Origin of the sequence: Streptomyces sp. NPDC002176, assembly GCF_044903645.1 — a bacterium.
Classification (GTDB): domain Bacteria; phylum Actinomycetota; class Actinomycetes; order Streptomycetales; family Streptomycetaceae; genus Streptomyces.
The window spans coordinates 813862-837660 of record NZ_JBJDQW010000002.1 but is presented as its reverse complement, the minus strand read 5'-3'; the positions used below and the strand labels follow the sequence as shown (position 1 = coordinate 837660).

Below are 23799 nucleotides of genomic sequence, written 5' to 3'. Positions count from 1 at the left end.
CGCGCGCCCGCCGCCGAACAACGAGGCATCGTGGGAGAGGAGTGAAGTCGCCCCGGAGGCAGCCATGGCGCGAGAGTCGGAGTCGGGCACGCCGATCGAGCCGGTCTACGGCCCCGAGGCGCTGACCGGCTGGGACCCCGCCACCGAGCTGGGCGAACCGGGCGCGTACCCGTACACCCGTGGCGTGTACCCGACCATGTACACCGGCCGCCCCTGGACCATGCGCCAGTACGCCGGTTTCGGCACCGCCGCCGAGTCGGGCGCCCGCTACCGCGACCTGATCGCCCACGGCGTCACCGGACTCTCGGTCGCCTTCGACCTGCCCACCCAGATGGGGTACGACTCCGACGCGCCCCTCGCGCGCGGGGAGGTCGGCCGGGTCGGGGTGGCGGTGGACTCGATCGAGGACATGCGGGAGCTGTTCGACGGCATCCCGCTGGACCGGGTCTCCACCTCGATGACGATCAACGCCCCGGCGGCCGTACTGCTGCTCCTGTACGAGCTGGTGGCCGAGGAGCGGGGGATTCCGGGCGACCGCCTGACCGGCACCGTCCAGAACGACATCCTCAAGGAGTACATCGCGCGCGGCACCTACATCTTCCCGCCCCGCCCCTCCCTCCGGCTGACCGCCGACCTCTTCGCGTACTGCGCCCGCGAACTGCCCCGCTGGAACACCATCTCCATCTCCGGCTACCACATGGCGGAGGCGGGTGCCTCGCCCGCGCAGGAGATCGCCTTCACCCTGGCGGACGCCGTGGCCTACGTCCGTACCGCGCTCGCGGCGGGCATGGCCGTGGACGACTTCGCGCCGCGCCTGTCCTTCTTCTTCGTGGCGCGTACGACCCTGCTGGAGGAGGTCGCCAAGTTCCGTGCCGCGCGCCGGATGTGGGCCCGGATCATGCGGGAGGAGTTCGGGGCGCGCGACCCCAGATCGTGGATGCTCCGCTTCCACACCCAGACCGCGGGCGTCCAGCTCACCGCGCAGCAGCCGGAGGTGAACCTCGTCCGGGTCGCCGTACAGGCGCTCGCGGCGGTCCTCGGCGGCACCCAGTCCCTGCACACCAACGCCTTCGACGAGGCCATCGCGCTCCCCACCGACAAGAGCGCCCGCCTCGCCCTGCGCACCCAGCAGGTCCTGGCCCACGAGACCGACGTCCCCGCGACCGTCGACCCCTTCGCCGGGTCGTACGCGGTGGAGCGTCTCACCGACGACGTGGAGCGGGCCGCGCTGGAACTGCTGCGCCGGGTCGAGGAACTGGGCGGCGCGGAGACGGCCATCGAGCTCGGCTACCAGAAAGGCGAGATCGAGCGGAACGCGTACCGGATCACCCGCGAGACGGAATCCGGGGAGCGCACCGTCGTCGGCGTGAACCGCTTCCGCCTCGACGAGGAGGAGCCCTACACCCCGCTCCGCGTCGACCCCGCCCTGGAGACCCACCAACGCGCCCGCCTGACCCGCCTCCGCGCCGACCGCGACGGCCCCGCGGCCGCCGCGTCCCTGACCGAACTACGCGAGGCGGCCGAGGGCACGGCCAACGTCCTGCCCCCGATGAAGCGAGCCCTGCGCGCCCACGCCACCCTGGGGGAGGTGTGCGACACGCTGCGGTCGGTGTGGGGGACGTATCAGCCGGTGGACGCGTTCTGACCGCCCGGTGCGGGTAGCGCGGGTGTGCCGCCCGCCTGCGCGGGCAGCGCTACCGTCTCCCGGCCGGTGCCCACGCCGAGGACCCCCTGCCGGTAGAAGCGCGCGTGCTTGGCGCACAGCCAGTAGGTCGGACCCTCGGGCGTCGTGACCTTGTTCAGCCCGCCCCAGCGCTCCTCCGGGTCGAGCTGCTTGAGCAGGGCGAACATCTCCCGGTACTCGGCATGGTCGTTCGCGATCACCGTGGAACGCGACTCCCGGTCGCTGAGCTGCCTGCGGGTCTCATCGGGCAGCCCGTCCAGCAGGGCCTTCATGAGCTCCAGGTCGTCCTTCATCACCTTGCTCAGGTCCTCGGAGGCCGTCCCGAGCGCGGCGCCGAAGACGGGGACGACGTACTTCAGCACCTTGAGCGTGTGATGCACGTACGGCAGCACCGTGTCCGTGAACTCCGATCTCGCGGGCAGCTCGTACGGGTCCACATCGTCCAGCAGGTGCCATTCGCCGGGGGCCTCGCAGCACAGGTGCAGCTGGAAGACATCGCCTGGCCGGAGCCGGTGGCCCGCCTCCCGGCGCGACACGCGCCGCACCCACAGCACGCTCGGGCAGACCGCCTCCGTCCGGCTCTGCTCGCGGCGGAGCACGTCGAGGAAGCCGCGCTGCTGCTCGGCCACCATGGCCGAGACCTCGGCACGGGCCTGCTCGAGGCCGCCGCGCACCTCGTCGTGCCGTCGCTGCCCGACGATCTCCAGCCGGTCGAGCCGTTCCAGCACCTGGTCGGCCATCTGATCGGCGGCCGGGCGCTCGATGCCCTGGAGCAGATAGGCGACCTCGACCTCCTCCAGGTGCTCGGGGCACTCGATGGTCTCCAGCGGGGGACGGCGGTCCAGCCGCGCCCGCAACTGCTCGTGCCGGAACTCGTGGCGGCAGGCCGTGCCGTCCTCGTCGCGGTGGGGACACGGTACGAGACGGGTGATGTCGAGGCCGGGGTAGCGCTGGAGGGTCTGCTCGAAGCCGTCCTTGAGCACGGCGAAGAAGTCGTGGGGGTACGAGCCACGTACGCGCAGTTCGGCGGTCTTGGCGTGCCGGTCCACCGTGATCAGCGCCGTGTGCACGCCGTCCGGATGCTTCAGCAGGGCGCCGGAGCGCCAGCGCACGGGGGTGGAGAAGCGGTGCTCGCGGGCAATGAACCAGGTGGGAATGCCGGGCGGGACCGTGTGCAGGCGGTACTTGAGCCGCAGCTCACGCTGCTCCAGCCGCTCCGGGGAGTTCCAGTCCTCCTGGTAGGAGGGCGGGTTCCACGGCAGTAGTTCCACCACGAGGCTCGCCTTCCGGTCCTCGGTCCGGTAGGAGAGGTCGAAGTTCTCCATCATCCGGATGAGGTGCCGCCGCATCGACCGCTCGACGTCCAGCCAGAGCGTGTTGCCGAAGCTGTGCCGGAACAGGCCGCCCTCGTTCAGCACGTCCTCGGAGTCCAGCACGCGGCTGATGTAGGCGGTCAGCCACTGGGGGCGCAGGACGACGAGGTCGCAGAGTTCCTCGTCGTCCGGGTAGTGGAGGAGGTCGCCGAGGCTGTGCAGGGCGGCGGTCAGCGACGCCTGGTGGGAGGGTTCGCGCACACCCGCTTCCGCCAGCAGGCCGCCCAGCGCCTCGGGGGTGATGTGCTTGTCCTCGGCCGCCCGTACGGCGTCCGCGGCGCGCAGCCAGGTGCGCGGCCAGGTCACGCCCATGAGGGGGAGGCCGGCGACCTGTTGCCGGATGACCTCGCGTACGTCCTCCACGCCCTCTCCGCTGGCGCTGTCCGCGCTGAGGCTCTCCACGATCAGCCCCGGGTACGTCTCCCGCAGCTCCTCCAGCGGCAGGTCCGGCGGTCGCGGGCCCAGGTGGGTGGCGACCAGGACGACCGGGGCATGCGGCGCACGGGCCTTGATCATGTCGAGCCAGTAGTGCAGCTTGCTGCCCTCCCAGCCGATCTGCGCGTCCCACAGCAGCAGGAAGAGGGAGCGGTCAGTGAGGAAGAACTGGTGGGTGGCGTGGTAGATCTCCTGGCCCCCGAAGTCCCAGGTGCTCAGCCGCATGTCCACGCTCTCACCGGCGGGCGGACGCGGGTGGGGCATGTCCAGGGAGCCGACGGTCAGTCCGTGCGTGCTGTCCTCGTTCGGGTTGTGGTTCTCGCCGCGCAGGGCGCGCAGCAGCGAGGTCTTGCCGACCCGGCCTTCGCCGACCACGACGACCTTGGAGGACCACTGGCGGACGGGGTCTTCCTGGGTCTCGGCGAGGAAGGTGATCACTGCGCGGGCTCCGGCGGCCACTACTTCCGGGGGCGGGCTGGTGAGGGGGTTGCCCGCGAGGGTCAGGTGCTCGAGTCGGCGCAGGGCGGCGAGGCCCACGGGTAGTTCGGTGAGGCGGTTTCCGCCCAGGTCGAGTATCTCGAGGTCTTCCAGCCGGCTCAGCTCGGAGGGAAGAGCACGCAGTCGGTTGTCCCTCAGTTCCAGGAAAGTGAGTTGCGTCAGATTGCCGACGCCGTCCGGAATCGTCCGGATGATGTTCTGATCGAGGGTTAGTTGAATGAGCTGGGTCAGGTCACCCAGCGAGTCCGGCAGAGACTCCAATTGGTTCCGGCTGGCGAGGAGGTGTGTGAGGGAGCTGAGTTGGCCGATCCAGTCGGGCAACACCGTCAAATTGTTAGAGTTGAGAATCAGTTCTTGGAGGTGAGTCAGGCTGGCCACCTCTTCCGGAATCGACCGCAACTGAAGGTCGGAGAGATTGAGGTGAACGTTCCCTGTCTCCCGGCATTCCCGAATGAGCTCAAGGGCCCTCGCGTAGCCCTCCTCGACCGACTCCACGCGTCGCACCGCCCCGTTCGTCCCTTGCGCACCGCACCGACCAGGCACTCAATGTAGACATTGGGCAGCCGCAGGTCCGGTGTTTGGACAGACTCAAGCCGGGGCCGCCGAGCGTGCGACACTCGCTCCCATGTTCGGTGTCATCGATCTCCCCGCCTACCTGGCCGGGCTGCTGCTCATCATTCTGCTTCCGGGGCCCAACTCCCTCTATGTGCTCTCCGTGGCCGCCCGCAAGGGGATCAGGCCGGGGTATACCGCGGCCGCCGGGGTGTGGTGTGGGGACACCGTGTTGATGACGTTGTCCGCGGCCGGGGTGGCGTCGCTGCTTCAGGCGAATGCCGTGCTGTTCGGGATCGTGAAGTACGCCGGGGCCGGTTATCTGACCTGGCTGGCGATCGGGATGCTGCGGGCGGCCTGGCAGATGTGGCGGACCCGGCGTGAGGCGGTCGTGGCGGAGGCCGTGGAGGAGGGGCCGGAGGTCGAGCGGCCGTTCCGGCGGGCGCTGGTGGTCAGCCTGTTCAATCCCAAGGCGATCCTGTTCTTCGTCGCCTTCTTCGTCCAGTTCGTGGACCCGGCCTACGCCTACCCCGCCCTGTCCTTCGTCGTGCTCGGCGCCTTCGCCCAGATCGCCAGCTTCCTCTACCTCAGCGCCCTGATCTTCAGCGGCACCAAGCTGGCCGCCGCGTTCCGTCGCCGCAGGCGGCTGTCGGCGACGGCCACCTCGGCGGCCGGGGTGCTCTTCCTCGGCTTCGCGGTGAAGCTGTCGCTGGCGGCGGGCTAGGTCAGCCGAGGCCGACCCGCTCCAGATAGCGGGCCAGGCCCTCGGTCGAGTCGCCTGCCCAGCCCACGTAACCGTCGGGGCGGATCAGGTAGACGCCGGGGCCGTACGCGGCGGGCAGGGAGCGTATGCCGGGGAGTTCGGCGCCCAGGAGGGTCCAGTGCGGGCCCCGGAAGGCGTCGAAGAGGCGGACGCCGTTCACCGTGCCGTCGGGGGCGCGGTCGCCCGCGCGTAGCTCCGTCGGCTCCGGCCGGGTGTCCTCGCTCAGGGACGACTCCCGGTAGCCCAGGCCGAGTTGGACCGTCGCCTTCCCCCGCTGGACCTCGCCCCGGTGCACCCCCGTGGAGAGGTCCAGCATGGCGGCGGCGTTGGCGCGGCGCTCCTCCTCGTAGGTGTCGAGCAGGGCGTCCGGGGCGCCGTCCCGCAGTACCGCGCCCAGCTTCCAGCCCAGGTTGTAGGCGTCCTGGACGCTGGTGTTCAGGCCCTGCCCGCCCGCCGGGGAGTGCACGTGGACGGCGTCCCCGGCGAGGAACACCCGGCCCGCCCGGAACCGGTCCGCGAGCGCCGCGCGCGGCCGGAACTCCGAGGCCCAGCGCACCTCGGTCACGTCCTCCGGGTCGAGATGCGTACCGGCGCCCACCAGCTTGCGCAGCCCCTCCAGGGAGAGGTCGGGTGTCTCGCCCTCGGGCAGCCGCGCGGCCAGCTGGAAGTCGTCCGTACCGGCCAGCGGGCACAGCATCAGACCGGTGCCGTCCGCGCCGGGGAAGGCGTGCCAGTACTCCCGGTCCAGCCCGCGCACCCGGACGTCCGCGACCAGGAACGGGCTCGGGTCCACCGTCTCCCCGGTCATGCCGATCCCCACCGCGCGCCGGACCGCCGAGCGGCCCCCGTCGGCCGCGACCAGGTACCGGGCGCGGACTGTCGTACCGTCCGCGAAGCGCGCGGTCACGCCCTCAGGGTCCTGGTCTAGGCCGGTCAGCTCATGGCCGAAGGCGACCCGGCCGCCCAGCTCGGTCAGCCGCGCGTGCAACACCTCCTGGGTGCGCCACTGGGCGACCATCAGCGGGTCGGTGTACGGGGCGCCCTCGGTTGCCTCCACCGGCTCGAACATCGGCCGTACGCCGACCTGTTCGCCGTCCCGCCAGATCATCCGGGGCGGGTACGGGCCACCGGCCGCGCGCATCGCGTCCAGCACGCCGAGGTCGTCGAAGACCTCCTGGGTGCGCGGCTGGACGCCCTTGCCGCGCGAGCCGGGGAACAGGGTGTCCGCCCGCTCCACCACCAGCGCGGTCACCCCGCGCCGGGCGAGATCCACCCCGAGGGTCAGCCCGGTCGGACCGGCCCCCACCACCAGCACATCCACACCCATCGGGGCATTCATGGCAAGCCTCCTTAACGCCGTTAAGTGCCGTCGCCCACGAGCGTGCCCTTAACGTTGTTAAGCTGTCAAGCGTGAGTACGGAACGACGCGCCCCCCTCGACCGCCGCAAGGTCGCCGACACCGCGCTGCGGCTGCTGAACGAGACCGGCCTGGACGGGCTGACCCTGCGCGCCATCGCCCGCGAGCTGGACGTCAAGGCACCCGCGCTGTACTGGCACTTCAAGGACAAGCAGGCGCTGCTCGACGAGATGGCGACCGAGATGTACCGGCGGATGGCGGCCGGTGCGGTGCTCGACCCCGCCGACACCTGGCAGGAACGGCTGCTGGCGGCCTGCCGGGGCCTGCGCACCGCGCTGACCGGCTACCGCGACGGCGCCAAGGTCTTCAGCGGCTCCCGCTTCACCGGCACCGAGCACGCCCCCGCGATGGAGTCCCACCTGCGCGTCTTCACCGGCGCGGGCTTCACCCTGGCCCAGGCGGTGCAGGCGATGCGCACGGCGAACATGTACACCATCGGCTTCGTCACCGAGGAACAGGGCGTACGCCCGCTGCCCGGCGAGCGGCGCGAGGGGTACGACGTGGAGGAGCGGGCCCGTCGCCTGGCCGAGTTCCCGCTCGCGGCCGAGGTGGGGAAGCTGCTCTTCGACGACTACGACGAGCAGTTCGAGGACGGCCTGAAGCTCATCGTGGCCGGGATCGAGGCCGCGTACGGCATCCGGTAGCTCAGCTCTTCAGCGCCCGGCGCAGCCGGGGCCCGAACGGCTTCTCCACGAACCGGTGCAGCAGCCACGCCAGCACCAGCATCCCCGCCACCGTCAGCCCCAGCGTCGGCCAGGGCGCGAGCCCCAGCCCCCGGTGCAGCACCCGTACCGCGAACCAGCCTAGGTGCTCGTGCACCAGGTAGAACGGGTACGTCAGCGCGCCCGCCGTCACCAGCCACGGCCAGGACGCCCAGCGCGTCCAGCCCAGCGCGACGGCCGCCACCGAGGCGAAGGCCAGCGTGACCACGGCGACGATCACCACCGGATGCCGGGTGAAGTCGCCCTGCGCCCCCGGATGCCACAGCCCCCGCACGGCCGCGCTCTGCCCGAGCAGCCAGGACATCGCCACCAGGCCCCACAGCAGCGGGCTGCTGCCGAAGCGGTGGACCAGGTAGAGGGCGAGGCCGCCGATGAAGAAGGGCGCGTACTCCGGCATGACCACGGCGTCGGTGAGGGCGTTGCCCGCGGTGGTGGAGATCGCGGCGGCCAGCGTCCAGAGGCAGGCGAACAGCACCACGCGCCGGTAGGTCGCCCCGCGCCAGACCACGAACAGGGCGAACAGCGCGTAGAACCGGACCTCCGCCCAGAGCGTCCAGCACACGCCCAGCACCCGGGAGGCGCCCATCGGCTGCTGGAGCATGGTCAGGTTGACCAGGAACTCGTCCGCCCGCACCGGACGCACCACCACCGGGAGTATGAAGGCCGCGGCCGTCACCAGCACCAGCGCCACCCAGTACGCGGGGTACAGCCGGGCCACGCGGGAGCGGAAGAAGTCGCCGAGCGTGCGGCCCCAGCCGCTCATGCAGATCACGAAACCGCTGATCACGAAGAAGAACTGCACGCCCAGACAGCCGTAGGGGGCGATCTGGGAGAGCCGAGGGAAGACGGCGGACGGGCTCTGGTGCCAGGACTCCGAGATCGTGCCCCCGCGCCCGGCGTAGTGGTACAGGCACACCATCAGCGCGGCCACGAGCCGGAGCCCGTCCAGGGCGAGCAGCCGCCCCCGCCCCCCGGTGGCGACCGGCTGGGAGAGGCCGGCGGGCGGGGCCAGCGGCGAGGTGGCGGTCATCTGCACAGTCCTTGGCATCGAGTCGGTCGGTGGGAGGGCGGTTCAGCCGCGGGCGGTCCGGCGCAGCCCGCGTGCCCGGCGCGCCACCCGGCGGACGGTCGCGTTGCGCGGGATGAACGCCAGCTGCGCGGGCACCCCGCCGGGCAGCCCCAGCACGGTCAGCCGCCGCCGCTTGAAATAGCGCAGGGTGGCCGGGTCCAGATGCCGGGCGAGGAAGCCCTCCACCTCGGTCCGCAGCCGGGGCAGGATCTTCGGCTGCATGGCGAAGCCCACCGCGCGTACCAGCTCGCCCAGTTCGGCGACCTCCATCCCGCGCCTCCCCTCGGTGACCGCCGCCCGGTCGCCCAGCCCGGGCAGCAGCGCGTCGACCACGGTGACCGGCACCCGGTTGCTGTTCTCGTACGGGGCGAGCCGCTCCAGCAGGGTGCCGGTGCCGACCCGCGCCACGGGCAGGCCGTACAGCGTGGCGGCGGTCAGCAGGGCGGTGGAGAAGCAGCCGACGACCAGCGCCGGGCGCATCCGCTGGTACAGCACCTCGGCCAGCACCGGGGTGTCCAGCACCGTGAGGTCCGCCCCGAGCCGCTCCGCCTCCTCCTCCAGGGTGCGGGCGTAGCGGGCCGGTGCGGTGGGGTGCGGCTTGAACACCACGCGGGTGTGGCCCAGTTGGACGGCGCCCCGCAGCATGCGGACGTGCAGCGCCTCCTCCTCGTCCGGGGTGAGGATGTCCAGCGCGGACAGGTACTGGCCCAGCAGCAGGGCGGGTTCCTCGATCGCGGGCAACTCGTCTCCCGTGGAGGTGAGTTCGGCCAGCACCTTGGTGAAGGCGGCGGCCGGCACGATCTCGGCCGGAACCCCGAACTCGGTGAGCAGCAGCGGCTCCAGGCCCGGTACGAGGTCGAGGTGGAGCAGCCGGTCCACGCGGGTGCCGACCAGCGGGTCGATCTTGTTGCGGGTCGGCCCGTAGCTCATCAGGCCGTCCGCGTAGACCGTGACCGGGGCGCCGGTGAAGATCTGCGCGAGCGCCAGCGACGGGTTGACCTGGATGGACTCCACCGCCAACTCGACCGGCGCGTCACCTAGTTGCCACTCGTGGCGGAAGTACCGCTGCCAGAGCGGCATGTCGTCCACGCGGGGCAGCCAGCCGCCGGGGTGGAAGGGGTGGATGGTCTCGTTGTAGGAGAGCACGTCGTCGAAGCGGTCGCGCAGCCGCTCGAAGCCGGGCATCTCGTCCAGCGGGGGCGTGGTCTCCGGGGTCGCCGCGTTGTTGCAGACCAGCAGGACGCGCCGGTCGGCGGGGGCGAAGCAGCCGGAGTCCAGGGCGGCGGCCAGGGTGGCCACGCCGTACAGCGTGGACGCCTGGAAGATCTGGGTGGTCATGCGGCGGCCCCGGCGGGGGAGGGGCGGCGGCGCAGTCGGCGCAGCCGGGTGGCGCGGGCGAGGTCCATCGAGTCCAGCGCCTCGTTCAGCACGTCCTGCGGCATGCGACGGAGGGCGGCCGCGCTCAGGGATTTCAGTTTTCTCGCCACCGGGGGCTCGAACCTTTCGATGCTTCCCAGATGGTGGGAAATGATCGCGCAATAGGTGCGCACGGCCTTCGGCAGCAGTTCTTTCGCGTCCCGGTCGGCGGCCGTTTCCGCTATGACCTGGTCGAACGCGCGCAGGAAATCGAGCTGGCGGACATCGCCGATCTGGGTCAGCGAGGAGGCGACCCCGCGCCGGTAGAACACGCCGAGCAGCCCCACCACGGCGAACGACTCCGCCTCCCGGTGCAGCCGCCAGATCCACGGCCGGTCCTCCGCCGTACGCAGCCCGTCCGTGAAATGCAGCAGCCCGCGCTCCGCGAGCCGCCGGTGGTAGATCCCGGCCCAGGCGTACGCGTAGTCCACCGACGTCGACCGGTCCGCGGGCAGGATGGCCGCCCTCGGGTCCAGTACGACACCGCGCCGGCCGTGCGGCACCCGGTGCACGGACCGGGCCCGCGCGGTGCACTGGACATGGTCGGTGCGCAGGAAGTCGCATCCCAACTCGTCCATGTGCGCGACCAGTTGATCGTAGTAACCGGGGGCGAGCCAGTCGTCGCCGTCGAGGAACGTCAGGTACTCGCCGCGCGCCCGGTCCAGGCCGGTGTTGCGGGCGGTCGCCAGACCGCCGTTGCGCTCGTGCCGGACCACGACGGCACCCGGCAGTTCGCGCTCGGCGCGCTCCAGGATGCCGGGCGTCCCGTCGCGGGAACAGTCGTCCACGAGAATGAACTCGTAATCGTCCCGCGCGTTCGCACGAAGACTCCTCAATGTGTCCGGCGCGTATTGCTGCACGTTGTAGAACGGCACGATGACCGAGAGCTTGACCACGCCGAGGACGTTAGGGCGGGGCCCGGCATTCGGGTCGACGCTCGTCTAGATACCGGGTGAACGACGCGTGGCGAAGCCGTGAACCGGGTTTTCCCGAGGGTCGATTGAGGCCCGAATCCCCATTCGTCGATGTGCTGTTAACCGTTTGTTGAGTTCGGGTTGGGCCGCACCTACGAAACGCTTCCTAGCGTCCTCGGTGTGCCAGCCAGTGCAACGAAGTCCCCGCGGATCGCCGTCCTCGCCGATTCCGACACCCGGTGGAAGTGGGGCGCGCTCACCGCGCGCCGTATCGCTCCCGCCGAAGCCGGAATCCGCCTCGACGGCTACCTCCTGCGGGGCCGGGCCACCCCGACACCCCGCCAGCTCGCCGAGACCGGCGCCACCGCCGACTCGCTCCGCGAGGTCACCGGCGCGGAGTTCCTGCGCGCCATGACCGGGGAGTCCTACGACATCCTCGTCCTCGCCCTGGTCGGCGGCGGGGTGCAGGCCATGCTGCACGGCCTCAAGCACGCCTGGGGGAGCGGCCCGCGCCCGGTCGTCGTCACCGGCTATGTCGGTGTCGTCTACGAGAAGCTCGCCGACGGCCTGCTGCTGCGGCACGGCGCCGACCTCGTCCTCGCCAACTCGGCCCAGGACGCGGACCGGTTCCGGGCGGTGTACGAGGGGGTCGGCGCGGACGCCGACGCGGTCACCGGGGTCGCGCTGCCGTTCCTCGGCGGGGAGGCGTACGCGGGTGAACGGGCGCCCTGCACGGTGACGTTCGCCGCCCAGCCCTCCGTACCGGAGAACCGCGCGGACCGTACCTACCTGCTGGACCGGCTCATCGGGCACGCTCGGCGTTACCCCGAACGCGAGGTGTTGCTCAAGCTGCGCTCCAAGCCCGGCGAACACACCACGCACATCGAGGAGTTGCCGTACCAGAAGCTGGTCCGGGGGCGGGAGCTGCCCGCCAACTTCCGTCTGGTGTACGGGCACATGGGCGAGGTGCTGGACCGGACCGACCTGCTGGTCACCGTCAGCTCCACGGCCGCCCTGGAGTCCCTGCACCGGCGCATCCCGACGGCCGTGCTGACCGACCTCGGGGTGCGCGAGGCGCTGGGCAACCACCACTTCCTCGGCTCCGGCTGCCTCACCTCCTGGGACCGCCTGGACGCCGGGCACCGGCCGGAGCCCGACCCGGAGTGGCTGGCCCGGCAGGGGGTCGCCGCCGACGGCTCGTACGCGGGCGCCTTCGACGCGGCCCGCGCCCGGATCGCCGCCCTGCTGGAGCGGTCCGGCGCGCTGCCGCCGCTGGAGCCCTACTACACGCCCGAGACCGCGCCCGGCTATCTGCCCGGCATCCTCGCCCGCCACCACCTCGGCCCCGACGGCGCCCCGCTGCCCGGCAGCCCCGCCACCCGCGCGGAGGCCGGACCCGTCCGGCAGATCGTGCGCCGGGCCGCCCGCGGTGCCTACCGGCACGGCGTCCAGCGGGTCGCCCCGGTGATCCGGCGGATGGGCGAGCTGTGACCACCCCCACCCCACATCGAGGAGCAGAACCCATGACCCACTGGCCCGCCGATCCGGGCGACCCGCAGCGCCGGGTGCTCGCCGTGATCCCGGCGCGCGGCGGCTCCAAGGGGGTGCCCGCCAAGAACCTCGCCCCCGTGGGCGGCGTGCCGCTGGTGGCCCGCGCGGTGCGCGCCTGTCTGGCCGCCCCCGCCGTCACCGATGTCGTCGTCTCCACCGACGACGCGGCCGTGGCCGCCGCGGCCCGCGCGGCCGGAGCCGAGGTCGTCACCCGGCCCGCCGCCATCGCCGGGGACACCGCCACCTCCGAGGCCGCCGTGCTGCACGCCCTCGACGCCTTCGAGGAGCGGACCGGGACAGCCGTCGACGTGGTGCTGCTCGTGCAGTGCACCAGCCCCTTCCTGCTCGGCGAGGAGATCGGCCGGGTCGCCGGGGCGGTCGCCCACGAGGGTGCCGACACCGCCGTCACCGTCGCCCCGTTCCACGGCTTCGTCTGGCGCGACGGCGTCCCCGACGAGGGCGGCTTCGGCGTCAACCACGACAAGGCCGTACGCCCCCGCCGCCAGGACCGCCCCCAGGACCTGCTGGAGACCGGCGCCGCCTACGCGATGGACGTCACCGGCTTCCGTACCCACGGCCACCGCTTCTTCGGCCGCACCGAGCTGGTCCGCACCGACCCGGCCCGCGTGCTGGAGATCGACGACCCGCACGACCTGGCCCGCGCCCGCGCGCTGGCCCCGCTGCTCGACACCGTCCCGGCGGGCGCGCTGCCCACCCGCGACGACGTCGACGCCGTGGTCCTCGACTTCGACGGCACCCAGACCGACGACCGGGTGCTGATCGACACCGACGGACGGGAGTTCGTCTCCGTGCACCGGGGCGACGGGCTCGGCATCGCCGCGCTGCGCCGCGCCGGGGTGCCGGTGCTGATCCTGTCCACCGAGCAGAACCCCGTCGTCGCCGCCCGCGCCCGCAAGCTCCGGCTGCCGGTGCTGCACGGCATCGACCGCAAGGACCTCGCCCTCAAGCAGTGGTGCGAGGAACAGGGCATCGCCCCCGAGCGGGTGCTCTACGCGGGCAACGACGTCAACGACCTGCCCTGCCTCGCCCTCGTCGGCTGGCCCGTCGCGGTCGCCGACGCCCATGACGCCGTACGCGGCGCCGCCCGTGCCGTCACCACCGTCCCCGGCGGGTACGGCGCGATCCGCGAGATCGCGGGCTGGCTCCTCGGCCCCTCCCTCGACACCCTCCCCACCTCCCCCAGCAAGTAAGGAACACCCTGATGAGCACCAACTCCCGTATCCGCAACTTCGGTTCGCGCGAGGCCGGTCCCGGCCGCCCCGTCTACGTCACCGGCGAGATCGGCATCAACCACAATGGCGACCTCGACAACGCCTTCAAGCTGATCGACGCCGCCGCCGAGGCCGGCTGCGACGCCGTGAAGTTCCAGAAGCGCACCCCGGAGATCTGCACCCCGCGCGACCAGTGGGACATCGAGCGCGACACCCCCTGGGGCCGGATGACCTACATCGACTACCGCCACCGCGTGGAGTTCGGCGAGGACGAGTACCGCCAGATCGACGCGTACTGCGAGGAGAAGGGGATCGACTGGTTCGCCTCCCCGTGGGACACCGAGGCCGTCGCCTTCCTGGAGAAGTTCGACGTCCCCGCCCACAAGGTGGCCTCCGCCTCCCTCACCGACGACGAGCTGCTGCGCGCCCTGCGCGCCACCGGCCGCACGGTGATCCTCTCCACCGGCATGTCCACCCCGAAGCAGATCCGGCACGCGGTCGAGGTGCTCGGCAGCGACAACATCCTGATGTGCCACGCCACCTCCACCTACCCGGCGCAGGCCGAGGAGCTGAACCTCCGCGTGATCAACACGCTGGAGAAGGAGTACCCGAACGTCCCGATCGGCTACTCCGGCCACGAGACCGGCCTGCAGACCACGCTGGCCGCCGTCGCCCTCGGCGCCGTCTTCGTCGAGCGCCACATCACCCTCGACCGCGCCATGTGGGGCTCCGACCAGGCCGCCTCCGTCGAGCCCCAGGGCCTGGTCCGCCTGGTCCGCGACATCCGCGCCATCGAGGCGTCCCTCGGCGACGGCGTCAAGAAGGTCTACGACTCCGAGCTGGGCCCGATGAAGAAGCTGCGCCGGGTCTCCGGCGTGGTCGCCGAGGCGGAGATCGCCGCCGCCGCGGGCGAGCCGGTCACGGTCTGACCCGTTCCTCGCCCGACCGCACTACGACGGGACGGTCACCACCCGCCATGAGCTCTCGCGCCGGACACCCCGGCCCCGCTGCCCGCACGCTCGCCTTCGTGGAGAGCCCGGTGCAACTGCTGAACGTACTGGAGTGGGCCCACGCGGGCGGGGTGCCCGCGCGCGAGGGGGCCGGGGCGGAGCTGACGCTCGTCGTGCTCGCCCCCACCGACCCCATGACCCGGGGCCAGCTGCGCCGCATGGCCGACCTCGCCCGGGACGAGGGGTACGAGGTGCGCTGGGAGGAGGCGCGGGGCGGGGCGAGCGCGCCCTTCCACACCGTCGGCGGGCTGGCCGGGGCGCTCAGACGGGCCGACCGGATCGTCATGGGCGACCCCTTCTCCCGCTACGTACAGCTCCTGCTCACCATCACCCGGGCGCCCGAGCTGGTCGTGGTGGACGACGGCACCGCCACCATGGAGTTCGTCGCCCAGCTCGCCCGCGGCGAACGCCTGGTCCGCTGGCACCGCAAGGGCGGCCCGCCCGGACCCCGTGACCTGCTCTTCGCCCCGGTCGCCGCCACCGCCCGGCGCCGTCTCACCCCGAGCGGCGGCCGACGTGTGGAGGTGTTCTCCGCGATGCCGGTGACCGAGACCCCGGACGGCGTCACGGTCACCGCCAACGACTTCGCCTGGACCCGCGCCCGCTTCGGTCCGCCCCGCGTGACGAAGAGCGCGGACGTGGTCGGCACCTCCCTGGTGGAGACCGGCGTGGTCGACGCCGACCGCTACCTCGCGGCCGTACAGGCCCTGGCCAAGGCGCACGGCGCCACCCGCTACTTCGCCCACCGCCGCGAGAGCACCCCGAAACTGCACCGGCTGGCCATCGAGACCGGCCTGGAGATCGTCCGGCCCGACCTTCCCCTGGAGCTGATCGCCCGCCGGGGCCCGATCGGCAGCACCGTGCTGAGCTTCCCCTCCACGGTCGTCCACACCCTCCCGCTGGCCCTGAAGGGCACCGGCGTCCGTGTGGCGGTCTGCGACATAGACCCCGCCTGGCTCACCGCCCACGCCTCACCCCGCGCCCAGGGATTCCTGTCCGGGGTGACGGGCACGGCCCGCGACACCCACCGGCTGACGACGGTGGTGCCGGGGACCTGAGCGTCAGCCCTTGCGCGCCACAGTCCTTGCGAGCCTCAGTCCTTGCGCGCCAGCACGAACCCCCGCGGGCGGGCCTCCTCGCCCTGCGGCTCGCGGACGACCGAGGCGACCAGGGCAAGGCCCGCCTCGGTGAGCCGGGCGGCGATGGCGGCCGGGGAGCGCATCCAGTAGTCCAGGTCGATCTCGTGCCCGAAGCGCTCCGTCAGGTGCATGTGGTCGGCGTCGCCGGTCTGGAAGGCCAGCAGGACGGGGGCGCCGGGGCGCAGGGTGCGGTGGAACTCGGCGAAGGCCCGGGGGAGGGACTCCTCCGGTACGTGGATCGTGGAGTAGAGGGCCATGATGCCGCCGAGGGTGGCGTCGGGAAGGTCCAGCGCGGTCATCGAGCCGACGTGGAAACGCAGGTGCGGATGGGCCTCGCGGGCCAGGGTGACCATCGCGGGGGAGAGGTCCACCCCGAACACCGGCACGCCCAGGCTGTCCAGCAGGGCGGTGACGAACCCCGGCCCGCTGCCCAGGTCGGCCACCGGGGCCGGGCCGTTCTCCGTCACCAGCTCGGCGAAAGCGCTGATCAGGGAGCGGTCCAGGGGGTGCGGGAGGCCCGAGGGGAACCGCTCGGCGTACTCCTTGGCGATCGCGTCGTAGGACGAGCGGGTGGTGCGCAGGAAGTCCACGGTGCTGTCGGTCACGCCGCCGCACCCTACCGGCGCCGCCGCGCCACACGGGTCCGGTCCGCGGACAAACCGAGCGCGAGAGCGGCGGGCATGGTATCCGTGGAGGGAGAAAGAAAGGTTTTACCCATCCCAGTCCACCGCCATGCGTCCGCCGGTCAGTTTTTCTTCCCTCCACGGGCTGAACTTTTGTTGATCGAGGGTCAGTTGACCGTCCGGGCGTCCTACCCTTCAGAGGGTGAACCGATTGATGACCCGAGAGACCGTGGCCGACCTCCCCGGTGCTGTGCTCCCCGGCGCGCTCAGCGAGTCACTGCACGCCGAACTCGTGGCGTTCCGCCGTGACTTGCACATGCACCCCGAGCTGGGCAACCAGGAGTTCCGTACCACCGCCGCCATCAAGGAGCGGCTGGAGCGGGCCGGGCTGAAGCCCCGCGTCCTGGTCACCGGAACCGGGCTCATCTGCGACATCGGGCACACCGAGGGCGAGCGCTCCGAGGTGCCGCTGCTGGCCCTGCGCGCCGATATCGACGCGCTGCCCATCCCGGACACCAAGGACTGCGCGTACCGGTCCACCGTGCCCGACCGCGCCCACGCCTGCGGCCACGACGTGCACACCACCGTGGTGCTCGGCGCCGGGCTGGTCCTCGCCGACCTGCACGCCAAGGGCCTGCTGTCCCGCCCGGTGCGGCTGATCTTCCAGCCCGCCGAGGAGCAGCTGCCCGGCGGCGCCCTGACCGCCATCGCCGACGGCGCGCTCGAAGGCGTCGGCCGCATCCTCGCCGTGCACTGCGACCCCCGGGTGGAGTGCGGGAAGATCGGCCTGCGGCACGGCCCGATCACCAGCGCCTGCGACCGGCTCGACGTCGCCCTGGACGGCCCCGGCGGCCACACCGCCCGCCCGCACCTGACCACCGACCTGGTCACCGCCGCCGCCCGCGTCGCCACCGACGTGCCCGCGCTGATCGCCCGCCGCGTCGACACCCGCAGCGGACTCGCCCTGACCTGGGGCCGCATCGAGTCGGGCCACGCCCCCAACGTCATCCCGCAGCACGCCGAACTCTCCGGCACCGTCCGCTGCCTGGACCTGGACGCCTGGCGGGACGCGCCCGACATCGTGCACGCCGCCATCGACGAGGTCGCCACCCTGCACGGCGCCAAGTCGGAGATCACCTACGTGCGCGGGGTCCCGCCGGTCGTCAACGACCGCGAGACCGCCGAGCTGCTGCGCCGCGCGATGGTCGCCCGCTGCGGCCTGGACTCGGTGGAGTCCACCCAGCAGAGCCTCGGCGGGGAGGACTTCTCCTGGTACCTGGAGCACGTCCCCGGCGCCATGGCCCGCCTCGGCGTCCGCAAGCCCGGCGAGCGCACCGTACGCGACCTGCACCAGGGCGACTTCGACGCCGACGAGAACGCGATCACGATCGGGGTGGAGCTGTTCACCGCGGCCGCGCTGATGGAGTCGCCCGGGGTCTGACCGACCCTCCCCGGCAGTGTCCGGACGGCCCCCGCGGGCATGCGGGGGCCGTCCGCGCAACACATCCGCAGGCCATTCGTATCCGCCCCGAAACATGGGCGCCCAAGGCTTGGTAGATCGAGTTCAAGTGCCGTTTGCCTCGGTTCGATAACAGCTGCCCGAGAGGTGTTTTTCTGACATCTACGCGCGTTACGATGCCGCGAAGCCGACGCCGACGGGGCGTCTCGGCCGGGGCGTCGTCAGACGCTCCCACCAAGCGCCATGGTGGCGCTCAGGTCAGGTGAAGGAGCCTTCCCGTGCGCCGGGTAGCCAAGCTTTCCGCTGCGTGTATAGCCACCGCAGCTCTCGCCCTTACTGCCACGGCCTGTGGCAGCACCTCCTCCGAGAACGACAAGTCGTCCGGCTCGTCCGGTGACGGCAAGGGGATGAAGATCGGTCTCGCCTTCGACGTCGGCGGCCGTGGTGACCACTCCTTCAACGACTCCGCCGCGCGCGGCACGGACAAGGCGTCGAAGGAGTTCGGCGGCTCGATCAAGGACCTGACCGCCAAGGCGACCGACACCCCGGCCGACCGCGAGCAGCGCCTGTCCGACCTGGCCGACGCGGGCTACAACCCGATCGTCGCCGTCGGTTACGCCTACGCCCCCTCCGTGGAGAAGGTCGCCGCGAAGTACCCGAAGACCAGCTTCGGCCTCGTCGACTCGGTCGTGCAGGCCAAGAACGCCGACAGCATCACCTTCACCGAGGAGCAGGGCTCGTACCTGGCCGGTGTCGCCGCGGCGCTGAAGACCAAGACCAAGCACGTCGGCTTCATCGGCGGCGTCGACGTCCCGCTGATCAAGAAGTTCCAGGCGGGCTACGCCCAGGGCGTCAAGGACACCAACCCGAAGATCAAGATCGATGTCCAGTACCTGAGCCACGGCTCGGACACCTCCGGCTTCGCCAGCCCCGACAAGGGCAAGGAAGCCGCGCAGGGCATGCTGGACAACGGCGCCGACATCGTCTACTCGGCGGCCGGCTCCTCCGGCAACGGCGCCATCGAGGCCGTCAACGGCAAGAAGGGCGCCTGGGCGATCGGCGTCGACTCGGACCAGTACAACATCCCGGGTCTGGCCAAGTACAAGAGCTCGATCCTGACCTCGGTCGTCAAGAACGTCGACATCGGCGTCTACGACTTCATCAAGTCCGTCCACGACGGCAAGCCGCTGACCGGCAACAACGTCTACTCGCTGGCCAAGAACGGCGTTTCGCTGTCCACCAGCGGCGGCTTCATCGCCGACATCCAGCCCAAGCTGGACGCCGCGAAGAAGAAGATCGTCGACGGCTCGGTCAAGGTCAAGACCACTCCGTGATCTGACCGGTCCCGCCAGGACCATGGCTCGGCGTGGGGGCGCCTCGAAGGTGCTCCCCGCCGGGCCATAACAATGTGTCAACTCTACGCGTGTAGTACCGAGTTGCCGCGCTAGCGTCGCCGACGCCTGCCCTCCCTCCCCCAACGCAGCCCCTTCCCTCGAGGAGAGTGCGCCATCAACGCGTCCAGCCCTCCCGCTGCCGTCGAACTGCGCGGCATCACCAAGCGTTTCCCCGGCGTCGTCGCCAACCGCGACATCGACATCACGGTCCGCACCGGCACGGTTCATGCCCTGTGCGGCGAGAACGGCGCCGGCAAGTCCACCCTGATGAAGATCCTCTACGGCATGCAGCAGCCGGACGAGGGCACCATCACCGTGGCCGGCGAACAGGTCGTCCTGCACAACCCCGGTGACGCCATCGCGCGCGGTATCGGCATGGTGCACCAGCACTTCATGCTCGCCGACAACCTCACCGTGCTGGAGAACGTCGTCCTCGGCGCGGAGAAGCTGCACGGCATCGGCGCCAAGGCCCGCACGAAGATCCGGGAGATCTCCGAGGCGTACGGCCTCGGCGTCCGCCCCGACGTGCTCGTGGAGCGCCTCGGTGTCGCCGACCGCCAGCGCGTGGAGATCCTCAAGGTCCTCTACCGCGGCGCCAAGACCCTGATCCTGGACGAGCCGACCGCCGTGCTGGTGCCCCAGGAGGTCGACGCCCTCTTCGACAACCTGCGGGAGCTGAAGGCCGAGGGCCTCACCGTCATCTTCATCTCGCACAAGCTGGGCGAGGTGCTGTCGGTCGCCGACGAGATCACCGTCATCCGGCGCGGCACCACGGTCGGCACCGCCGAGCCGAGCACCACCACGCCCAAGCAGCTCGCCGAGCTGATGGTCGGCAGCGAACTGCCCACGCCCGAGACCGAGGAGTCCACGGTCACGGACGTGCCCATGCTGGAGGTCTCCGGGCTGCATCTCGCCCAGAAGGACCTGGACGGCGTGGAGCGGATCATCCTCGGCGAGGTCTCCCTCACCATCCACAAGGGCGAGGTCCTGGGCATCGCGGGTGTGGAGGGCAACGGCCAGTCCGAGCTGGTCGAGGCGATCATGGGCATGCGCACCCCGGACGCGGGCGTCGTCGTGCTCGACGGCGGGGACATCTCCGCCGCGCCCACCCGCCGCCGCCGCGAGGCCGGTATCGGGTACATCCCCGAGGACCGCCACCGCCACGGCCTGCTCCTGGAAGCGCCGCTGTGGGAGAACCGCATCCTCGGCCACGTCACCGAGCGCCCCAACTCCCGCCGCGGCCTGCTCGACCCTAAGGCCGCCCGCGCGGACACCGAGCGGATCGTCGCCGACTACGACGTGCGCACGCCCGGCATCGACGTGACTGCGGCCTCGCTGTCCGGCGGCAACCAGCAGAAGCTGATCGTCGGCCGCGAGATGAGCCATGACCCCAAGCTGCTCATCGCCGCCCACCCCACCCGCGGTGTGGACGTCGGCGCGCAGGCGGCCATCTGGGACTACATCCGCGAGGCCCGCCGCGCGGGTCTGGCGGTGCTGCTGATCTCCGCCGACCTGGACGAGCTGATCGGCCTCTCCGACACCCTGCGGGTGATGTTCCGCGGCCGCCTGGTCGCCGACGCCGACCCCGCCACCATCACCCCCGAGGAGCTGGGCTCCGCCATGACCGGTGCCGCCTCCGGCCACCTGGAGCACACAGAGGACGCCGACCGATGAACAAGCTGACCTCACGGATCGACAAGGAGCGGCTGTTCCTCGGCATAGCCGCGCCGCTGCTCGCGATCGTCGCCGCGCTGCTGGTCACCACGCTGGTGATCCTCGCGACCGGCAAGAGCCCCGGCGCCGCGTTCAGCGACATGGTGACGTACGGCTTCGCCTCCGACAGCCAGGTCTACATCCTGAACAAGGCGACGACGTACTACCTCGCGGGTGTCGCGGTGGCCATCGGCTTCCGCATGAACCTGTTCAACATCGGTGTCGACGGCCAGTACCGGCTCGCCGCGTTCGTCGCCGCCGTGGTCGGCGGCGCGCTCACCGTGCCGGGCTGGCTCGCCATCCCGCTGATCATCCTGGCCGCCATGGCCACCGGCGCCCTGTGGGCGGCCATCGCGGGCGTCCTGAAGGTCACGCGGGGCGTCAGCGAGGTCATCGCGACGATCATGCTGAACTCGATCGCGACCGCGATCATCGGCTACCTCCTCCAGCCGGGCAAGCTCGGCCAGCTCGACGACGGCGGCACCCTGGTCTCCACCAAGCCGCTGCCCTCCTCGTCCTTCCTGCCGAACATCGACACGGGCCCGGCCGGCGTCCTCGACAGCCTCATCGTGCTCGCCGTGGTCGTCGGTGTGGCGTACTGGTTCATCCTGGGCCGCACCCGCTTCGGCTACGACCTGCGCACGGTGGGCCAGTCCGAGTCGGCCGCCGCCGCGAGCGGTGTCAGCGTCAAGAAGATGATCGCCACCAGCATGATCATCTCCGGTGCGGTGGCCGGTCTCATCGGCATGCCGACGCTGCTCAACGAGGGCCACCAGTACGACAACAGCTTCCCGGCGGGCATCGGCTTCACCGGTATCGCCATCGCGCTGCTCGGCCGCAACAACCCGGTGGGCATCGCGCTGGGCGCCCTGCTGTGGGGCTTCCTGGAGCGCACCACCAACCACCTGGAGTTCCAGGGCTACGACAAGGAGATCCTCGGCGTGATCCAGGGCGTCATCGTCCTGTGCGTCGTGATCGCCTACGAGGTCGTCCGCCGCTACGGCCTCAAGCGCCAGCAGCAGCGCGTCGGCGCCGAACTCGCCGCCCAGGCCGCCAAGCCGACCGAGATGCAGGAGGTGGCGTGATGACCGCCACGATGACGGACGCGCCGCCGCCCGCGGCGCCCAAGGCCCCGGACAGCGCGGACAAGCGCCCGGGCCGCTCCACCACCCGGCTCTTCCTGATCATCGCCGGTGCCCTGCTGCTCGTCGCCGTCGTGCGCCTGATCACCGGGGCCAACCAGCTCACCTCCGAGGGCCAGGTCAACGCCGCCCTCGGGCTCGCGGTGCCGATCGGCCTCGCCGGTCTCGCGGGCCTGTGGTCCGAGCGGGCCGGTGTGGTCAACATCGGCCTCGAGGGCATGATGATCCTCGGCACCTTCGGCGCCGGGTGGATTGGCTGGCAGTCCAGCCCCTGGCTCGGCCTGCTGTGCGGCATCGGCTTCGGCGTCCTCGGCGGTCTGGTGCACGCGGTGGCCACGGTGACCTTCGGGGTCGACCACATCGTCTCCGGTGTGGCCGTCAACCTGCTCGCGCTGGGCGCCACCCAGTACCTCGCCAAGCTGTTCTTCGCCGAGGGCCCGGCCGTCGAGGCGGGCGGCAACCCCAAGCAGTCCCCGCCCGCGGAGTCGCTCGGCGACATCACCGTGCCCGGCCTCTCCGACGCGCTGCACTCGGTCGAGCAACACCACTGGTTCCTCATCTCCGACATCGCGGGCATTCTCGGCGGTATCGTCACCGACGTGTCCGTGGTCACGATCCTCGCCGTGCTGCTGTTCGTCGGCAGCTGGTGGGTGCTGTGGCGGACCTCGTTCGGCCTCCGCCTGCGCTCCTGCGGTGAGAACCCGGTCGCCGCGGAGTCCCTCGGCGTGAACGTGTACCAGTACAAGTACGCGGCCGTCGCCATCTCCGGCGGCCTCGCCGGACTCGGCGGCGCCTTCCTCGCGCTGGTCACCTCGCACACCTACCTGGAGGGCCAGACCGGCGGCCGCGGCTACATCGGTCTCGCCGCGATGATCTTCGGCAACTGGCGGCCGGGCGGTCTCGCCATGGGCGCGGCCCTGTTCGGCTACTCCGACGCCCTCCAGCTGCGCAACGGCGGTGTCACCGTGCACGCGCTGCTGCTCCTGCTGGTCGTGCTGCTCGCCGCCCTGGCGGGCTGGAAGCTGTACCGCAAGGCGTTCTGGCAGGGCGGGATCAGCGCGGTCATGGCCGCGGCGGTCCTGGTCTGGTACCTCCTCACCGACGAGGTCCCCAGCGACTTCGTGGGCGCCACCCCGTACGTCGTCACGCTGCTGGTGCTGTCGCTCTCCGCGCAGCGGCTGCGGATGCCGAAGGCGGACGGCATGCGGTACCGGAAGGGGCAGGGCAAGTGACGACGGGGTTCGATTGGGAGGCGTTGCGCGCCGAGGCCCGCGAGGCCATGGCGCACGCCTACGCCCCCTACTCGGGCTACCCGGTCGGCGTGGCCGCCCAGGTCGACGACGGCCGCACGGTCACCGGCTGCAACGTGGAGAACGCCTCGTACGGGCTCGGTCTGTGCGCCGAGTGCGGCCTCGTCTCGCACCTCCAGCGCACCGGCGGCGGCCGCCTGACACACTTCACCTGTGTGGACGGCACCGGCGCCCTCCTCGTGCCGTGCGGCCGCTGCCGCCAGCTCCTCTACGAGTTCGGCGGGCCCTCGCTGCTGCTGGACACCCCCGAGGGCGTCCTCCCGCTCTCCGAGATGCTGCCGCAGGCGTTCGGCCCGGACCATCTCACCAAGTAAGTCCGTGCGGCCCCTCTGCTCGCCTTACGAGCAGGGGGGCCGTACATCTGCACCTCCCGGAAGGAACTC

Annotated in this window: 19 protein-coding genes; 13 read left to right on the top strand and 6 right to left on the bottom strand. The window is 71.5% G+C overall.

Going from position 1 to position 23799, the window contains the following annotated elements; translation table 11 throughout:
• Positions 1-64: 64 nt before the first annotated feature.
• A complete protein-coding gene (locus ACI2LY_RS12030; RefSeq protein WP_404707052.1) occupies positions 65-1645 on the top strand; it encodes a methylmalonyl-CoA mutase in 1581 nt (526 codons plus the stop codon).
• Here ACI2LY_RS12030 and ACI2LY_RS12025 read toward each other — a convergent pair.
• Positions 1624-4485, bottom strand: coding sequence for a COR domain-containing protein (locus tag ACI2LY_RS12025; RefSeq protein ID WP_404707320.1), 2862 nt, complete (start codon positions 4483-4485; stop codon positions 1624-1626). The two genes, ACI2LY_RS12030 and ACI2LY_RS12025, sit on opposite strands and share 22 nt — an antisense overlap.
• A 130-nt stretch (positions 4486-4615) precedes the next feature.
• Between ACI2LY_RS12025 and leuE the strand changes: the two genes are divergently transcribed.
• Entirely contained in the window at positions 4616-5266 is a 651-nt protein-coding gene (leuE, locus tag ACI2LY_RS12020; RefSeq protein WP_388996469.1) for a leucine efflux protein LeuE, read from the top strand.
• Between the two features lies 1 nt (position 5267).
• Here the strand turns inward: leuE and ACI2LY_RS12015 are convergent, their stop codons facing one another.
• Positions 5268-6632, bottom strand: a complete 1365-nt coding sequence (locus ACI2LY_RS12015; RefSeq protein ID WP_404707319.1) for an FAD-dependent monooxygenase — start codon at positions 6630-6632, stop codon at positions 5268-5270.
• Between the two features lie 83 nt (positions 6633-6715).
• On the opposite strand from ACI2LY_RS12015, the gene ACI2LY_RS12010 reads away from it, so the two are divergent.
• Positions 6716-7366: a TetR/AcrR family transcriptional regulator C-terminal domain-containing protein gene (locus tag ACI2LY_RS12010; RefSeq protein WP_404707051.1), complete on the top strand. Its 651-nt coding sequence runs from the start codon at positions 6716-6718 to the stop codon at positions 7364-7366.
• A gap of 1 nt (position 7367) precedes the next feature.
• On the opposite strand, the gene ACI2LY_RS12005 is transcribed toward ACI2LY_RS12010, so the two are convergent.
• From ACI2LY_RS12005 to ACI2LY_RS11995, 3 genes are read right to left on the bottom strand one after another with little or no spacing between them, the layout of a single operon-like run.
• On the bottom strand, positions 7368-8474 hold the full coding sequence (locus ACI2LY_RS12005; protein WP_404707050.1) for an acyltransferase family protein: 1107 nt from the start codon (positions 8472-8474) through the stop codon (positions 7368-7370).
• A gap of 42 nt (positions 8475-8516) precedes the next feature.
• Positions 8517-9851, bottom strand: coding sequence for an alpha-2,8-polysialyltransferase family protein (locus tag ACI2LY_RS12000; RefSeq protein WP_404707049.1), 1335 nt, complete (start codon positions 9849-9851; stop codon positions 8517-8519).
• Positions 9848-10825, bottom strand: a complete 978-nt coding sequence (locus tag ACI2LY_RS11995) for a glycosyltransferase family 2 protein (protein WP_404707048.1) — start codon at positions 10823-10825, stop codon at positions 9848-9850. The genes ACI2LY_RS12000 and ACI2LY_RS11995 overlap by 4 nt, the downstream gene beginning before the upstream one ends.
• Before the next feature lie 198 nt (positions 10826-11023).
• On the opposite strand from ACI2LY_RS11995, the gene ACI2LY_RS11990 reads away from it, so the two are divergent.
• The 4 genes from ACI2LY_RS11990 to ACI2LY_RS11975 are packed head-to-tail and all read left to right on the top strand — an operon-like array spanning position 11024 to position 15694.
• Entirely contained in the window at positions 11024-12334 is a 1311-nt protein-coding gene (locus ACI2LY_RS11990) for a DUF6716 putative glycosyltransferase (RefSeq protein ID WP_404707047.1), read from the top strand.
• A gap of 32 nt (positions 12335-12366) precedes the next feature.
• The gene (locus ACI2LY_RS11985; protein WP_404707046.1) at positions 12367-13605 is read left to right on the top strand and encodes a cytidylyltransferase domain-containing protein; all 1239 of its coding nucleotides are present in this window, start codon (positions 12367-12369) and stop codon (positions 13603-13605) included.
• An 11-nt stretch (positions 13606-13616) separates the two neighbouring features.
• Entirely contained in the window at positions 13617-14555 is a 939-nt protein-coding gene (locus ACI2LY_RS11980) for an N-acetylneuraminate synthase family protein (protein ID WP_404707045.1), read from the top strand.
• Between the two features lie 47 nt (positions 14556-14602).
• The gene (locus tag ACI2LY_RS11975) at positions 14603-15694 is read left to right on the top strand and encodes a hypothetical protein (protein ID WP_404707044.1); all 1092 of its coding nucleotides are present in this window, start codon (positions 14603-14605) and stop codon (positions 15692-15694) included.
• 35 nt (positions 15695-15729) lie between these two features.
• Here ACI2LY_RS11975 and ACI2LY_RS11970 read toward each other — a convergent pair whose 3' ends face one another.
• Positions 15730-16380, bottom strand: coding sequence for a class I SAM-dependent DNA methyltransferase (locus tag ACI2LY_RS11970; protein WP_404707043.1), 651 nt, complete (start codon positions 16378-16380; stop codon positions 15730-15732).
• Positions 16381-16612: 232 nt separating this feature from the next.
• Here ACI2LY_RS11970 and ACI2LY_RS11965 point away from each other — a divergent pair, with 232 nt between their 5' ends.
• From ACI2LY_RS11965 to ACI2LY_RS11940, 6 genes are all read left to right on the top strand, one after another.
• Positions 16613-17839, top strand: coding sequence for a M20 family metallopeptidase (locus tag ACI2LY_RS11965; protein ID WP_404707042.1), 1227 nt, complete (start codon positions 16613-16615; stop codon positions 17837-17839).
• A gap of 296 nt (positions 17840-18135) precedes the next feature.
• Positions 18136-19191, top strand: coding sequence for a BMP family protein (locus ACI2LY_RS11960; protein ID WP_404707041.1), 1056 nt, complete (start codon positions 18136-18138; stop codon positions 19189-19191).
• A gap of 207 nt (positions 19192-19398) precedes the next feature.
• Positions 19399-20925 (top strand): ABC transporter ATP-binding protein, encoded by a 1527-nt coding sequence (locus tag ACI2LY_RS11955; protein ID WP_404707318.1) that lies wholly within the window; start codon positions 19399-19401, stop codon positions 20923-20925.
• The gene (locus ACI2LY_RS11950; protein WP_404707040.1) at positions 20922-22049 is read left to right on the top strand and encodes an ABC transporter permease; all 1128 of its coding nucleotides are present in this window, start codon (positions 20922-20924) and stop codon (positions 22047-22049) included. Before ACI2LY_RS11955 ends, ACI2LY_RS11950 begins: the two co-directional genes overlap by 4 nt.
• The gene (locus ACI2LY_RS11945) at positions 22049-23338 is read left to right on the top strand and encodes an ABC transporter permease (protein ID WP_404707039.1); all 1290 of its coding nucleotides are present in this window, start codon (positions 22049-22051) and stop codon (positions 23336-23338) included. The genes ACI2LY_RS11950 and ACI2LY_RS11945 overlap by 1 nt, the downstream gene beginning before the upstream one ends.
• Positions 23335-23730 (top strand): cytidine deaminase, encoded by a 396-nt coding sequence (locus tag ACI2LY_RS11940; RefSeq protein WP_404707038.1) that lies wholly within the window; start codon positions 23335-23337, stop codon positions 23728-23730. Before ACI2LY_RS11945 ends, ACI2LY_RS11940 begins: the two co-directional genes overlap by 4 nt.
• Positions 23731-23799: the final 69 nt, after the last annotated feature.